Source organism: Coleofasciculus sp. F4-SAH-05 (assembly GCF_040222985.1).
Lineage (GTDB): Bacteria > Cyanobacteriota > Cyanobacteriia > Cyanobacteriales > Coleofasciculaceae > Coleofasciculus > Coleofasciculus chthonoplastes.
The window spans coordinates 1-13,651 of the sequence record NZ_JAVKBY010000052.1 but is presented as its reverse complement, the minus strand read 5'-3'; the positions used below and the strand labels follow the sequence as shown (position 1 = coordinate 13,651).

The 13,651-nt window shown below is 46.2% G+C and carries 15 protein-coding genes; 5 read left to right on the top strand and 10 right to left on the bottom strand.

Annotated features, from left to right (window positions below):
• Nucleotides 1-46: 46 nt before the first annotated feature.
• The 3 genes from RIG27_RS05735 to psb27 form a co-directional block, all read right to left on the bottom strand.
• Nucleotides 47-691 (bottom strand): Uma2 family endonuclease, encoded by a 645-nt coding sequence (locus tag RIG27_RS05735; protein ID WP_446341043.1) that lies wholly within the window; start codon nt 689-691, stop codon nt 47-49.
• 69 nt (nt 692-760) lie between these two features.
• Nucleotides 761-2,242: a family 10 glycosylhydrolase gene (locus RIG27_RS05730; RefSeq protein ID WP_446341027.1), complete on the bottom strand. Its 1,482-nt coding sequence runs from the start codon at nt 2,240-2,242 to the stop codon at nt 761-763.
• Nucleotides 2,243-2,543: 301 nt separating this feature from the next.
• A complete protein-coding gene (gene psb27 / locus RIG27_RS05725; protein ID WP_446343248.1) occupies nt 2,544-2,945 on the bottom strand; it encodes a photosystem II protein Psb27 in 402 nt (133 codons plus the stop codon).
• 146 nt (nt 2,946-3,091) lie between these two features.
• Between psb27 and RIG27_RS05720 the strand changes: the two genes are divergently transcribed.
• Entirely contained in the window at nt 3,092-3,280 is a 189-nt protein-coding gene (locus tag RIG27_RS05720) for a hypothetical protein (protein ID WP_006103047.1), read from the top strand.
• A gap of 89 nt (nt 3,281-3,369) precedes the next feature.
• Here RIG27_RS05720 and RIG27_RS05715 read toward each other — a convergent pair whose 3' ends face one another.
• From RIG27_RS05715 to pstS, 5 genes are all read right to left on the bottom strand, one after another.
• Nucleotides 3,370-3,504: a plasmid mobilization protein gene (locus tag RIG27_RS05715; protein ID WP_446341029.1), complete on the bottom strand. Its 135-nt coding sequence runs from the start codon at nt 3,502-3,504 to the stop codon at nt 3,370-3,372.
• A 145-nt stretch (nt 3,505-3,649) separates the two neighbouring features.
• Entirely contained in the window at nt 3,650-4,477 is an 828-nt protein-coding gene (gene pstB, locus RIG27_RS05710; RefSeq protein WP_446341030.1) for a phosphate ABC transporter ATP-binding protein PstB, read from the bottom strand.
• Nucleotides 4,478-4,597: 120 nt separating this feature from the next.
• On the bottom strand, nt 4,598-5,509 hold the full coding sequence (gene pstA / locus RIG27_RS05705; protein ID WP_446343245.1) for a phosphate ABC transporter permease PstA: 912 nt from the start codon (nt 5,507-5,509) through the stop codon (nt 4,598-4,600).
• Nucleotides 5,510-5,574: 65 nt separating this feature from the next.
• Nucleotides 5,575-6,525, bottom strand: a complete 951-nt coding sequence (pstC, locus tag RIG27_RS05700) for a phosphate ABC transporter permease subunit PstC (protein ID WP_446343243.1) — start codon at nt 6,523-6,525, stop codon at nt 5,575-5,577.
• A 265-nt stretch (nt 6,526-6,790) separates the two neighbouring features.
• A complete protein-coding gene (pstS, locus tag RIG27_RS05695; RefSeq protein ID WP_446343241.1) occupies nt 6,791-7,936 on the bottom strand; it encodes a phosphate ABC transporter substrate-binding protein PstS in 1,146 nt (381 codons plus the stop codon).
• 333 nt (nt 7,937-8,269) lie between these two features.
• Between pstS and bioB the strand changes: the two genes are divergently transcribed.
• The 3 genes from bioB to lspA all read left to right on the top strand — a co-directional run bounded on the left by bioB (nt 8,270) and on the right by lspA (nt 10,733).
• Nucleotides 8,270-9,385: a biotin synthase BioB gene (gene bioB, locus RIG27_RS05690; protein ID WP_446343239.1), complete on the top strand. Its 1,116-nt coding sequence runs from the start codon at nt 8,270-8,272 to the stop codon at nt 9,383-9,385.
• 29 nt (nt 9,386-9,414) lie between these two features.
• Nucleotides 9,415-9,999: a biotin transporter BioY gene (locus tag RIG27_RS05685; RefSeq protein ID WP_446341035.1), complete on the top strand. Its 585-nt coding sequence runs from the start codon at nt 9,415-9,417 to the stop codon at nt 9,997-9,999.
• A 182-nt stretch (nt 10,000-10,181) separates the two neighbouring features.
• The gene (gene lspA / locus RIG27_RS05680; RefSeq protein ID WP_446343237.1) at nt 10,182-10,733 is read left to right on the top strand and encodes a signal peptidase II; all 552 of its coding nucleotides are present in this window, start codon (nt 10,182-10,184) and stop codon (nt 10,731-10,733) included.
• Nucleotides 10,734-10,961: 228 nt separating this feature from the next.
• Here the strand turns inward: lspA and RIG27_RS05675 are convergent, their stop codons facing one another.
• Nucleotides 10,962-11,651, bottom strand: a complete 690-nt coding sequence (locus tag RIG27_RS05675) for a peptidase C15 (protein ID WP_446343235.1) — start codon at nt 11,649-11,651, stop codon at nt 10,962-10,964.
• 65 nt (nt 11,652-11,716) lie between these two features.
• On the opposite strand from RIG27_RS05675, the gene hisH reads away from it, so the two are divergent.
• A complete protein-coding gene (gene hisH, locus RIG27_RS05670; protein ID WP_446341038.1) occupies nt 11,717-12,352 on the top strand; it encodes an imidazole glycerol phosphate synthase subunit HisH in 636 nt (211 codons plus the stop codon).
• A 73-nt stretch (nt 12,353-12,425) separates the two neighbouring features.
• On the opposite strand, the gene RIG27_RS05665 is transcribed toward hisH, so the two are convergent.
• A complete protein-coding gene (locus RIG27_RS05665) occupies nt 12,426-13,187 on the bottom strand; it encodes a carbonic anhydrase (protein ID WP_446343232.1) in 762 nt (253 codons plus the stop codon).
• Between the last annotated feature and the right edge of the window lie 464 nt (nt 13,188-13,651).

Below are 13,651 nucleotides of genomic sequence, written 5' to 3'. Positions count from 1 at the left end.
CTTCCCCTGCTCTCTAACCCCACCACAACACTCCCTACAGCAACCCCTAATTTCCCCTGTCCCTCACCCATCGCCGAAACGCCCTTAAAGCCTGACTTGTTCCCGATAGTCGCGCCATCTCTAAAAAGCGAGAAAATTCCTCAATCACGGGAAAATCAGGAAACGTCAAACTCGTCGCCGACTCGATATACGTTCCCGACTGCAACACATAAATTTGCAAGCGGTGATTCTGATAGCGCCAAATTTCCGGTACCCCTAACACCTGATAAGCACTCAACTGAGTCTTAGACGTTACATCTATTTCTATTGCCAAATCAGGTGGCGGATCGACGGTTAAATCCAGACGTTCTCGCCCAATCATCCGAGCGGCATTTTGGATATAAAAACAATCATCGGGTTCAATTCCCGCCATCATATCTTGTCGTTTAAACGTCGTTGATCCGAAGGGTTCCCAATCAATTTCTAATTCATCGAGTAAAATCTTTAATAAATCTCCAATAATAATCTTGGCTTTTTCATCTTCTGGCAAAGGCATCCTAATCTCCAACGTTTGCTCGAGATAAGCCACTCGACTAACGCGATGGTCTCCCAATTCCGCTAAAATTGCTTCAAATTCCGACCAACCCACCTCATACAACAGCACCCGATGTCCGGGGGGTACACTAATTTGTCTCAATTGCAGCATTACCATGGGTGTTTCACTTGCCTTACGAACGACTCCGCCCATAGTAATCGCCTGGACAAAGTTACTGATAAAACTTCACTGTAACCGACAGAACTTGCGATCGCGGTCAAATTGGGGATCTTGCCAGGAAAAGGCAAAATGACTAATGCCACTAACATTGGGAATTCGCTGGCGGATTGCCTGCATTTGCTTTTCTAGAGAGGGGCGATTGCTAACCGATTTTCCCCAGGTTCCAGCTAGTGCTGGTGTGATTTGGGTATTCAGGGGTGCCTTATCTACCACTCGTCGAACTAAACTCTCAATACAACCCGTATGACCGCAAACGCCGTAAGACATGGGATGCCATTCTAAAGATGGGGAAAAATGATCCCAAGGTTGCAGTCGGGAATCATACCCCCCTCGCCCCACGACTTGATTACCATCGGGGAAAAATACGGCTCCAGCTTTGATTCCCGCCCGTTGCACCGGTAATGTTGCCATGGACAGAAAATCTAACACCCCTTGAGCCGCATGAGCGACGCTAAGCTGCCACAATTGCCAGTTTATCGAGGCTGCACTATCCGAACTTTCAGGCGATCGCCCTTGCCACATTGGGGTAGATTCATTAGCATAGAGCGTTTTGACTGATTCCACATCGCCCGCGCTAATCGAACCATCCCGTACATAACGCTGAATCAGTTCTCGCCCTTGATTATTAAGAGCGCGATTATATAAGGCTTGTCGAGACGCATCACTATAGATCCATAAATCTTTTACCTTAGTGACAACTGAATCTGAGCCACTGCCACGCGGATAACGAATATAGTCAAATAAAACACCATCAGGACGACGTTTTGTCACCGCTTGAACCAATTGGTAGTAATCGGTTTTAGCTTGATTATTATAGGGATCAATAAAGACTTGGGACTGGTCATGAACAAAGGATAAACTGGTTTGACCGCGACCATTGCGAGCCAGAACCCCTTGCCGATCACTGCGTTGAGCATACCTGTAGCCGAAGTTCATCGAGAACATCCAGGCATAAACCCGCAATCCCCGTTCATGTCCTTTTTGAATCGTCTGGGCTAATAAATCAACCCGTTCATATCCCGGCGTTCGCACAACGGGGGGCCAGGGGGTGGGGTTATCTGAAGCGGGGAGTAAGACTTGACCATCAGAAAAGACTTCAACATAGACCTTGTTGTAGCCTCGATTGACAATTCGATCCAGAATCTCATCAATCGCACCTGCGCGAACATCACAGGCATATAAGCGTAGCCAGATCGCTTGGTCTTGGGGGAAGGTGCGATCGCGACATTGGCGCAAAACATCAGCGTGTTGCTTGACGATGGCTTTATAGCGGTTATTGAAATCTGGATTTCCTTTAATCGCACCCTGGCGCAGGCTGTCTTTTTGCGCGATCGCATCATCTGTAAAGTGGCAATAGGCAGCCGTTTGTGCATGAGCCGTTTTCACCCCATAGCCCTGAGTGATAATGCTACTCGTCAGCAAAGCAGCTACCAGTGCGCGATAATAATAGCGCCAATGCCATCCTCTAGGGACAAGACCGTTGGACATTCCTACAAAAACCAAAAAAGAAGGACAAGTCGGTGTCTTTAGTATTAACAGACGATCGAACTAATCGACAAATTATGCCAAAGTCAGCACGTTCTTTTTTTGTTCTGAGCGTTCTGTCCTATTTCCGGACAGTTGCACCCAACTTATCCTGCTTCCAGACGTAGCATGCTACGTCTCTACAACCCCAGCTCCCCCATCTCCCCCATCTCCCCTACAAGGGCGGGTTTCGTCAAGTTATCGGTGGGTAGCAAAATGTTATCGGTAAAACCCGCCCCTACACGCCCTGCTCTCCCCCATCAATTTAAGCACCGCGTCTTATCGCTCGTTCCACCTGCCGGAATTCTTGCTCTAAACGATCTTTGAGCTTCTGGGGTAAGGGACGATTGGGATAAGAGCTGTAGTAACCAGCCAGAGAATTGAGAGCTGTTCTCATGGTGGAGAACGAACTCAGGTTAGCGACAGAGCCATCTCGACGATAGCGAGAAATATACTCATTAATGCTTTGACGCGCTTGTGACTGAGCCTCTGCCTTTTCAGGCGCATCGTCTGGTAGTTCAATAGCTGCTCTTAAGGAGTCCAAGGCAGTCAGGGTATCTTGGCGATAATTACCAACCAAACCAGTACTGCTAGACGACGAACACCCCGTTAGTGCGATCGCAACCACGAGGACAAGGGCAACAAGACGGGATAAGTAGCGCTTCATAAGCATCATTCACCATAGATAAAAGTTTCAAAGTAAAATCGATCCTAACCCGGATTGGTGATCCATAGTTTTGAGTTTTGAGGATTTGGGTAGGGGTTTGGTAACCAAACCCCCGAAAATGTTACTGTATTCCAGAGGTGTTAAACATGGACTCAAAAACGAATGACGTTAAACAAATAGCATCCCAATTACTCGCAGGGATGCTGGCTAATCCTCATATTTACGCCACAATCAGTGATGAGGGACACCAAGGACAGCTCGAACAAAAACTGATCCTGATGGCGGTGGAGATGGCGGAGGACTTGATTGACAAGGTTGAAAGTCGTCATCCTTGAACTAACCAGTTATCTTGATCCGCCGTAAAACCTTCGCTTTTAGCGACGGGATATAAGGCGGGGGAATCGGAGGTAAGGAGATTCCCAAACTACACAGGGGGCGGCAATTGAGCGATAAAACTCCTGATTAACTCAGATTGAGTCATCCCTCTTTTAGCCGCCTCTTGCTTGAGTTGGTTCTTTTCGTATTTAGTAACCCTTAAAAAGATTTTCTCATTCTTCATAGATTTGTCCTGTCGAATAGCAATACATACAGTATACTGGATTCGCCATTGAATTAGGGTATCCTGAAACTGCCGACTGGATTCAATCCCATCTGGAACTGTATATCCGTGGGATGAAGCAAGGGTTTGTTGGGGACGATAAAACTTAGCCGAAACGTCCGCTTACATAGTCTTTCGTGGCTTCCTCCTTGGGATTTTGGAAGATATTTTCGGTTTCGTCGTACTCGACTAAATACCCCTGTTTCCCCCCCTTTTCTGTCGCTTTAGCATTGAAGAAGGCGGTCATATCAGCCACCCGTGTGGCTTGCTGCATATTGTGCGTCACAATTACAATACTGTACTTTTGTTTCAACTCATGCATTAAGTCTTCAACCTTGAGGGTGGAAATCGGGTCAAGAGACGCACAAGGTTCGTCCATTAATACCACATCCGGATTAATCGCGATCGCACGGGCAATACATAACCGCTGCTGTTGTCCCCCAGACAGTGACATCCCGTTGGTTTTCAGCTTATCTTTGACCTCATCCCATAAGGCGGCAGCGCGTAGGGAACTTTCTACCAATTCATCTAGATTCCCTTTATAGTTATTGACCCTGGCACCATAAGCAATATTGTCATAAATTGATTTGGGGAATGGGTTGGGTTTTTGAAACACCATGCCAATCCGTCGTCGTACTTCTACCGGATCAACGCTTTTGTGATAAAGGTCTTTTTGGCGATAGTAAACCTTACCCTCAATGTGAAATGAATCAATTAAATCGTTGAGACGATTGAAGCAGCGGAGCAAAGTACTTTTTCCACAACCTGAAGGACCGATAAAAGCTGTGATCCTGTTTCTGGGTATGGCTAGATTCACTCCCTTAACTGCCAAAAAAGAACCATAGTAAATATCCAGGTTTTTCGTGCGTAAAACTGTTTCCGTTGATTGCTCATTGGCTGAATTTGTACTGGCAACTTTTTGATTAGATTCCATGATAATTACCCCTGAATTTTGAGGTTATGTTCGGCTACAACAAGTATATTTGGTTAAGATTTTGACATCTTTTCACCTGAATCTCCCATTCCTGTACAGGTGGGTTAATTTGACAATTCATCAATAAATGCTTTTCCGGGTTGCCCAGCGAGAGAGAACACTGGTTAATAGGACTAAAAACACAAGGATTAAAGACGCTGCCCAGGCTAATTCTTGTTGATCTGAAAAAGGCGAGGTGGCAAAATTGTAAACTAACACGGCTAGGGAGGGAGTCGGTTGACATATCCCTGAGGGCCAAAAGAAGGTGAACAGAGCTGTAAAAATAAGTGGTGCTGTTTCACCAGCAGCGCGAGCTACTGCCAAGGTGGTTCCCGTCAGAATCGCGGGTAACGCCGCAGGCAAAACAACTCTTAATACTGTTTGATATTCCGACGCTCCCACACCCACAGACGCCCAGCGCACATCCTGAGGCACGATTTGCAGGGCTTCATCCGTGGTTCTGATAATAATCGGTAGCATCAGTACCGCCAGAGCGACACCTCCCGCCAATGCGGAAAAGCTACCTGAACAGGGGATGAATCCCGGTCCTAGCACAATAATCCCATAAGCAAATATCCCAGCAATAATTGAAGGGACACCACTTAAGACGTTGGTGGCAAAGCGAATCCAGCGAGCAACTGGACCAGAACTAAATTCAGACAGATAAACGGCGGCTAAAACCCCAATGGGAACACTAATCAGCCCTCCAATCGCAATCATAATCAACGTGCCGACAATTGCATTACCAACACCGCCACCGGATAAACCCGCCGCCGGGGGTAACTGAGTAAATAAGTCTAAGTTGAGGCGGTTAAATCCTTTGATGATCACATAGATAATCACCGCAAACAACGGGATCAAGGCAATAACCAGACAAGCTCCGGCTAAGATGGTCATTATGATCCCAAACAGTGATCGCCCATTCGTGTATGAACGGGTAAACCTGTGAGGGGGAAAGTCTTCAGCTTGTTGATCGGGGAGATTTTCTGACATAAACTTCTTAGGTTTTCATTGTTGACCTAACGCGCTAGTCGGGCAGGGTTTTCAGGTTTGAATGATTAAAATTTCTTAACTTGGCGCACAATCAACTCTGCCAGGATGTTCACGATTAGGGTTAAAACAAATAGCACAAACCCGGCATACATTAACGCCGCTACCTGTAAACCTGACGCTTCGGCAAATTGGTTAGCCAATAGGGAGGCAATTGTATTGGCGGGGGCGAGTAGAGAGAAATTAAGTTGATTGGCATTACCAATCAGCAAGGTGACTGCCATGGTTTCCCCCATGGCTCGACCTAGCCCTAACATTATGCCACCAACAATGCCCGAAAATGCCGCCGGAATCAGAACCCGAAAGATGGTTTGCCAGCGGGTGGCTCCCAACCCTAGAGAGGCTTGTCGCAAGTCTGGAGGTAGAGACGCTAAGGAATCGCGAGAAATTGCCGTAATAATCGGCAAAATCATAATCGTTAAAATAATCCCCGCCGGAAACATACCCACCCGCGTGGGTTCTGTACTAAACAGAGGAATCCAGCCAAAGGTATCATTTAGCCAGTTCTCAAGCGGTAAAAGGAAAGGTACTAAAACATAAATACCCCACAGCCCGTAAACCACACTGGGAATCGCCGCTAACAGTTCTACCATAAACACGAGCATCGTCCGCGCTGATTTGGGCAGAAAGTTTTCGCTCAAAAAGAGTGCAGTGCCAATTCCCAGAGGCACAGCAAACAATAGTGCGATCGCGGAACTCACCAGCGTCCCATAGATCATGGGTAACGCCCCATAATTCTGTTCTACGGGATTCCAGGCGCTGTTGACCAGAAAGTTCAGACCAAATTCCCGAATCGCGGGCAAAGCTTCTATGCCCACTGCGATCGCGATAAAGATTAAAATGCCTGCGACTGACAACGCCAAGAGGCGAGCCAGCCAGACAAACCCCCGATCTATCGTTTTTTCACTGACAGATCGTTGGGGAAGTATTGCTGAATGGGACTCAGCTGGTGTGGTCATAATTAATGAACGTGAACCGACGTTAAGAATTTAAGGATACCAGTGAACTGATCAAACCTAGTGCAAAAAGGCAGGAGGCAGGAGGCAGTGCTTCGACAGGCTCACCAACCGGGCAGGAGGCAGAAGGGGAAGACGCTTAGTGATCTTCGCGGAAAACGGATGGCGGGACGAGTTTCACGGTTATCGTTGCTGCTTTTAAACCCGCCCCCACTAAGTGGAAGCATTTTAACTTCCAACTCTCTTATCTCTATCAGGTTCTGTGATGCTATTCACTCACCTCAATGTCATACTCGTCGCTAATCACATCAGCTGCCTCTGCCACTTTTTCCCGCACATTTTGCGGTAGCTTCACATACCCTAACTCTGGGGCAATTTCTTGACCTTCCGTCAACATATACTCAATTGTTGCTTCTAAGGATTTCGCCGTCTCCGGATTCTCATACTCTTTGTACGCCAACAGCCAAGTATAAGTAACAATGGGGTAGGATTCCTCGCCTTCAGGATCAGAAATAAATGCCCGCAGATTTTCTGGTAACGTAACCGCTTCTAACGTCTTGGACGCCGATTCATCACTGGGCGTGACAAAATTCCCAGATTGGTTCTCTAAAGCAGCAAAGTTCAGGTCATTATTCTTGGCGTAGCCGTATTCGACATAGCCGATCGCACCCGCCGTTTGTTGAATCTGAGCCGTAACCCCTTCATTTCCCTTTGCGCCAACGCCAGTGGGCCACTCGACGGTTTTGCCTTCACCAACTTGCTCTTCCCACTCCGGACTAATCGCACTCAGGTGTTTTGTAAAGACACCTGTGGTACCACTGCCATCGGAACGGTGAATCACGGTAATCGGCTGATCAGGCAAATCTACACCTTCATTTACCGCCGCAATTGCTGGGTCATTCCAGTTGGTAATGTTACCAAGGAGAATATCCACATACACATCCCGTGGCAGTTTCAGTTCTTCTACCCCCTCCAGGTTGTATGCCAATACGATACTGCCAGCCGTCATCGGCAGCATGAGAACACCTCTATCAACTTCCGAGATTTCTTCGTCCTTCATGGCAACGTCACTAGCGCCGAAGTCTACTGTCTCTTGAGAAAACTGTTCCACGCCAGCGCCACTCCCGACGGATTGATAGTTAACCTGCAGTTTGGGATATTGACTGTTGAGTTCTTGGAACCAACGCTGATAAATCGGGGCGGGGAACGATGCACCAGCACCTGTGAGTGCTACAGGTTCAGCCAGGGCAAGTTTGTCACCTTCTCCACCCGCACTACCTGTTGGCTCAGTGTCTTCTCCTGTAGTCTCAGTGCCTTGATTTCCACTGCACGCGGCTAGACCAACTGCCAAGGTTAACACGGCAATGGAGCGAACGATATGAGTTGGATTCATGAAAGCAAGACGGAACACCATTTGACCAAACCTCAAAGATAGTTACACAACCCTTCGACTTCGCGGTAGCTGAGCTTGTCGAAGTTCAGGGTTAACCGTAAGTCTCTTGCAGGATACCCTTCATTCGTAAAGAGAAGGTTAAGTCGGAGGGGACAATTAAAGTTAACGGTGGAGATCGTCCTTTGTCCTTTGTTATTGGTCATTTGTAATGGTTTGAGGAATTTACAGGTTACTAATTATCCGGTAAGACAGGATTGGTGCAGAATGTCGGATATACGGTATAGTGTTAAGTTGCGGTTCTATCGGTTGTGACATCACGACCAAGCCGTCGAAGTGCAAAGCGAGGGTTTAAGTGTGGTTCAAACGCCATTACGACAGTCTGACAATTCACTCCATCCGGATGCGGCGAATTCCCTAGCCTCCGTACCAACCTCAGTGCGAGACTGGCTCAACACTCTCGCCCAACGAATTATAGCTGGCGATCGCATTAACCGAGAGGAAGCGCTGCAACTGACGCAGATAGAGGGACAGGAGAATATTTTGCTCCTGTGTGAAACGGCGGATCAAGTACGCCAAGCCTGCTGTGGTAACAGGGTGGATTTATGCAGTATCGTGAACATTAAATCCGGTAGCTGCTCAGAAAACTGTGGCTTTTGTGCCCAGTCTGCCCATCATCCGGGAAAGGATTCCCCTATTTACGGACTCAAATCTCCAGAGGAAATTCTGGCACAAGCCAAAGCCGCTGATGCAGCAGGGGCAAAACGCTTTTGTCTGGTGAGTCAAGGGCGTGGACCCAAATATCAGTCCCCTAAATCCACTGAATTTGAGCAAATTCTGGAAACCGTCCAGCGGATTATTAGCGAAACTAATATTAAGCCCTGTTGTGCTTTAGGCGAAGTGACACCAGAACAGGCACAGGCGCTTAAGGAAGCCGGAGTCACCCGCTATAACCATAACTTAGAGGCATCAGAGAACTTTTTCCCAGAAATTGTCACCACTCATCGTTGGCGCGATCGCGTCGAGACGATTAAACACCTAAAAGCGGCGGGAATTCAAGCTTGTACGGGTGGCATTTTGGGGATGGGAGAAACTTGGGAGGATCGGGTAGATTTAGCCCTAGCCTTGCGGGCATTAGAGGTGGAATCCGTACCCCTGAACCTGCTGAATCCGCGTCAAGGAACACCGTTGGGAGAACAGACGAAACTTGAGCCGTATGAAGCACTAAAGGCGATCGCGATTTTCCGGCTGATTTTGCCTGAACAAATCATTCGCTATGCTGGCGGACGAGAAGCGGTGATGGGTGAACTCCAAGCCCTGGGATTGAAAGCCGGGATTAATGCCATGTTAATTGGTCATTATCTAACCACCCTAGGACAGCCGCCAGAACATGATCATGCCATGTTAGAGTCATTAGGCTTAACGGGAGGCGAAGCACCGATTCCCGGAGAGCATCAATCCCAGCAAGTATAGAGGGGGAGTTAAGGACGATTCCTGTAAAAGTGTCTGCTCCCCATGAACTCGTTTGGGCTTTAATTGGCTTATTACTGACTATCGGTGGCACCTTTTTAGAAGCCTTCGTGACAAATCCGCCCTGGGATTGGTCAAGCCAAGGAATTTATCCCGTTTCCTTAGGCGTTACCTGTCAAATTGGGGCGGTTCTACTTGTTGGGTGTTTAGGCGGAAAAAATGCAGGTGTCCTGTCTCAAATTGCTTATGTGGTTTTAGGCTTAATTTTACCTGTCTTTGACCAAGGCGGGGGTTTAGGCTATTTAAGAGAACCCCGATTCGGTTATTTATTAGGATTTATTGCCGGGGCTTGGGTCTGTGGTTTCTTGGCATTTCGTCTGCCCTTACGATTAGAATCCCTAGGGTTTAGTTGTTTATGTGGCTTGTTCACCATTCATCTTTACGGGATAGGCTATTTAACGATTTTCCATCTTATTTTGAACATGACCAGTAGGAATGATTTACCACTCATAGATGCCATGTTGAAATACTCAATTTATCCGTTACCAGGGCAGTTAGCGATCGTTTGTGCGGTTACAGTTGTGGCGTATACCCTGCGGCATTTATTGTTTTATTAGTCATTGGTCATTGGTCATTGGTCATTTGTCAAATAATTTTATCATTCACTATTTAGTCAAGGCGGGTTTTGAAAAAACATTATCATCAATAGCTGGCGCGATAGTCCCTAAACCTGCCCCGACAAACCAGGTTTCATCGAGAGTTGCCAAGGATCAGAACTTTTCCATTCCTAACCATAACCATGTCTCTTAGAAAAAATCGTTACTTCTGGGTAATTGCCGCTGTTAGTTTAATTGTGGATCAACTGACTAAATATTTAGTGGTACAAAATTTTGCCTTATACGAAAGTTTGCCTCTGATTCCTGATATTTTTCACTTAACTTATGTACTCAATCCCGGAGCGGCATTTAGTCTATTTAGTCAGGGCGGAGTTTGGCTGCGCTGGCTATCACTAGCAGTGAGTCTGGGGTTAATCGGGTTGGCATGGTTTGGTTCCCGGCTGAAACCGATTGAGCAGTTAGGCTACGGCTTTATTTTAGGGGGCGCATTAGGGAATGGAATTGACCGATTTTTTAATGATTGTATCGTTAATGGAAAACAGTTAACCTGTGTGGTTGATTTTCTGGAGTTTCCGATCGTCAAGTTTCCTATATTAGTCGATTTTCGTCATATTCGACTCGCGCCTTTTCCGGTGTTTAATTTTGCTGATGTTTTTATTAATCTGGGGATTATCTGTTTGTTAATTATCAGTTTTCGCCAAAGCCCACCGGCTGCTCAATCTAACAGACAGTAGACCCGTTTTGCCCAGGTTAATTGAAGATGAGGGCGAGTCAAGAAAATTAGTCAGTTATGTAGAGACGTTGCATGCAACGTCTCTACTAATATCCATTAAATGCATGACAGCTTATCTGTGGTTCTTGTGTAGGGGCGACCCGCTTGCATCAATTAACAACTGGAGTCCACTCAATTTGCTCGGGTCGCCCTCTATTGAAACGAGAAGGAATCTAGGTTGTCTTTGTCTCTAAGCTGCAGTAGTTGTATCTATTCTTTGATTTTGGCGTTGAATCGTTACCCAAATTGCTAGTCTGGAAAGAATTAAGCGAAAGTCTGTCATAATTGGGGATATATTTTCGGGCGTTAATACAGGAACGTGGACAAAAATACAGCCAGTTGTTGGGGCATAATCGCGCAAATAACTTAATACTTGATAATAGAGTCCTTCACAGACAAATTTACCTGCGTCGTAACTCATCTCAGTTTCGGTTAATCCCTCTACTAAGTCCTCTAAGTCTACAGCGGTTTTGAGGAAATGAGTCTTGAAGTTGGTCTTACTGCCAAGTAAGGCGGAAAGACAATAGGACAACCCTTGAAAGCTGAAGATTTTCTGAAGAACGATATAATAAATAAACCAATAAACTTGAGCAACAACATATCGAGGGGTTGCCCCAGCTTCTACAGTTAATTGGGAACGAGATTCAGCCATACCGCAACAAATTACTACATCCGGTTGCAGGTGTTCAATTTGCGCGATCGCTAAATCGCTGGCTGGAAATACGTCCACGGGTAGCTGTCTCAGGAATGTTAAAAATATGGCTTGATCCGGGAATGGGTCATTCTCAGCTTGGAGTTTGAGGAGTAAATCATCGGACGCATTGGATTTCTGATCAGGTAACCAGGTTTGAAAGGAAGTCAAAAGGATGGTTGTTGGCATTTATGATTAAGCACCGAACTCACTAAAATATAGATTGAACCATAAAAATAATGAGGAATCGGTTCATGCCAATCATTGCGGTGGTTGATTACGATATGGGCAACCTGCACTCGGCTTGTAAAGGGTTGGAGAATGCAGGTGCAACAACCAAGATAACGGATGTCGCGGCTGAGATTGAACAGGCGGATGCGGTGGTACTACCGGGAGTTGGTTCCTTTGATCCTGCTGTACAGCATTTGCGATCGCGTGGACTTGAGGAACCGATTAAACGGGTAATTGCTAATGGGAAACCGTTCCTGGGTATCTGTTTGGGGTTGCAAATTCTGTTTGAGGGTTCAGAAGAAGGAAAAGAACCCGGATTAGGGATTATTCCCGGAAAAGTGCGGCGATTTCAGCCAGAACCTGATATCCGTATTCCGCACATGGGGTGGAACCACTTGGAGTTCACTCAACCGGATTGTCCTTTGTGGATGCAGTTATCGGAGAACCCGCAAGTTTATTTTGTCCATTCCTACTACGTTGAACCCGTTGATCCGACGATTCGCGCCGCTACAGTGACACACGGATCACAACAGATCACGGCTGCGATCGCGCGGGATAATATGATGGCGGTTCAGTTCCATCCTGAAAAATCGTCCACCGCAGGCTTACAAATTCTATCGAACTTTGTTACTCTTCTGAAAACTCCTGTATCCGTCTAAGATTGGGGAACAGGTAACAGATGGAAATGAGGAATATGGGGATGTAGAGACGTTGCATGCAACGTCTCTACATCTATTTGGTTTTAATAACTCGCTTATTTAGAGGTTGGACAGGTCGAGCATTACCGCTATAAACCGACTGAAACTTAGCTAGCTGCTGGGATGATATCTCAATGGGCTGTTTCAAAACATACCAATTCACCCCTTCGGTACAAGGTGGGGTAGTTAATGAGCCTGTGTAATGATAAAAAGACTTATCTTTTGGCGGTAAAGCACTGGCATTAACCGTCACACCTCGAACGATTCGCTCTCCTTTCTGGGTTGGTATATTCGCCCATAATGTTTCAATAAATGGATTATATTGACCTTCTTTCAGGAAAACCCCAATGACCGCCAATTGTCCATCCTCACTTTTATGAACCAGGTGGGCTTCCATGGGATAGTCTTCGCCCTTAACCGTGTGTTCGCTGGGAGCATGGAAATGAAACTGGAGAAGTTCATACCGCTTACCCTCAATTTTGATAGAACTCCCAGGTTTGTAAGCCACTTCAATGGCATGACCATTATTAATGACTTTAAAGGGTGTATATTTATAGGTAAATTCCAGAGAGTCAGCGCTAGAGGCTGACATATCGTTCATGTCAATAGGAGACTGAGTTTTGCCGAGTTTACACGTTTCAAATTCCGGACTTAAATCTCCCCACTTTTCCGGTGATTCATCGCCACTATACCCCCAGTCAACCGAATGGGTATTACTTGATTTAACGTTCGGCGCGATGATTAAACAAGACGCCAAAAGAACAAAGACAATAAATGTAAAGGTACTGTTTTTCATGGCACTTTTTCACTTTTACAGCCAATATACATATCTCTATCTATTTTAATAGCATTAATCAGAATTAGTTGAACCCGACAATTCATAAATGTTATAAATCATTTTATGGTTTGTTGAGATAGATTGAGATAGATTGAGATATATTTCCGCAAAAATTTGTATTTCCCGCTATCCCCCTACGAGGGGGGAAGAGAAAGGATGCTTCGCTTTTGTGGCAGGGGGGAGGATAGAGGATGCGAGAGTTCTTGTTGCACGGAAGGGGGAGAATTCAAAGCCTTCTCAAGAGTAGGAGAGAGGTTTGGAGAGAGGTTTTCCAGATCCCGTGAACGTAATTGCGGCATTCCCCGACTTCAACGACAGTAAGTCGGGGAAGGATAGCAGACAAACTAGGAATTAAATATTCCGCAGTTTGTCAAATTTTTATGGTAAAATATAGGCATGAAAACACGTAGAGCAACCTATAG

Bases quoted from the DNA above. Each gene is read 5' to 3' on its own strand.
- RIG27_RS05735 (WP_446341043.1), bottom strand. From the start codon at position 691: ATGGTAATGCTGCAATTGAGACAAATTAGTGTACCCCCCGGACATCGG.
- RIG27_RS05730 (WP_446341027.1), bottom strand. From the start codon at position 2,242: ATGTCCAACGGTCTTGTCCCTAGAGGATGGCATTGGCGCTATTATTAT.
- psb27 (WP_446343248.1), bottom strand. From the start codon at position 2,945: ATGAAGCGCTACTTATCCCGTCTTGTTGCCCTTGTCCTCGTGGTTGCG.
- RIG27_RS05720 (WP_006103047.1), top strand. From the start codon at position 3,092: ATGGACTCAAAAACGAATGACGTTAAACAAATAGCATCCCAATTACTC.
- RIG27_RS05715 (WP_446341029.1), bottom strand. From the start codon at position 3,504: ATGAAGAATGAGAAAATCTTTTTAAGGGTTACTAAATACGAAAAGAAC.
- pstB (WP_446341030.1), bottom strand. From the start codon at position 4,477: ATGGAATCTAATCAAAAAGTTGCCAGTACAAATTCAGCCAATGAGCAA.
- pstA (WP_446343245.1), bottom strand. From the start codon at position 5,509: ATGTCAGAAAATCTCCCCGATCAACAAGCTGAAGACTTTCCCCCTCAC.
- pstC (WP_446343243.1), bottom strand. From the start codon at position 6,525: ATGACCACACCAGCTGAGTCCCATTCAGCAATACTTCCCCAACGATCT.
- pstS (WP_446343241.1), bottom strand. From the start codon at position 7,936: ATGGTGTTCCGTCTTGCTTTCATGAATCCAACTCATATCGTTCGCTCC.
- lspA (WP_446343237.1), top strand. From the start codon at position 10,182: ATGTCTCTTAGAAAAAATCGTTACTTCTGGGTAATTGCCGCTGTTAGT.
- RIG27_RS05675 (WP_446343235.1), bottom strand. From the start codon at position 11,651: ATGCCAACAACCATCCTTTTGACTTCCTTTCAAACCTGGTTACCTGAT.
- hisH (WP_446341038.1), top strand. From the start codon at position 11,717: ATGCCAATCATTGCGGTGGTTGATTACGATATGGGCAACCTGCACTCG.
- RIG27_RS05665 (WP_446343232.1), bottom strand. From the start codon at position 13,187: ATGAAAAACAGTACCTTTACATTTATTGTCTTTGTTCTTTTGGCGTCT.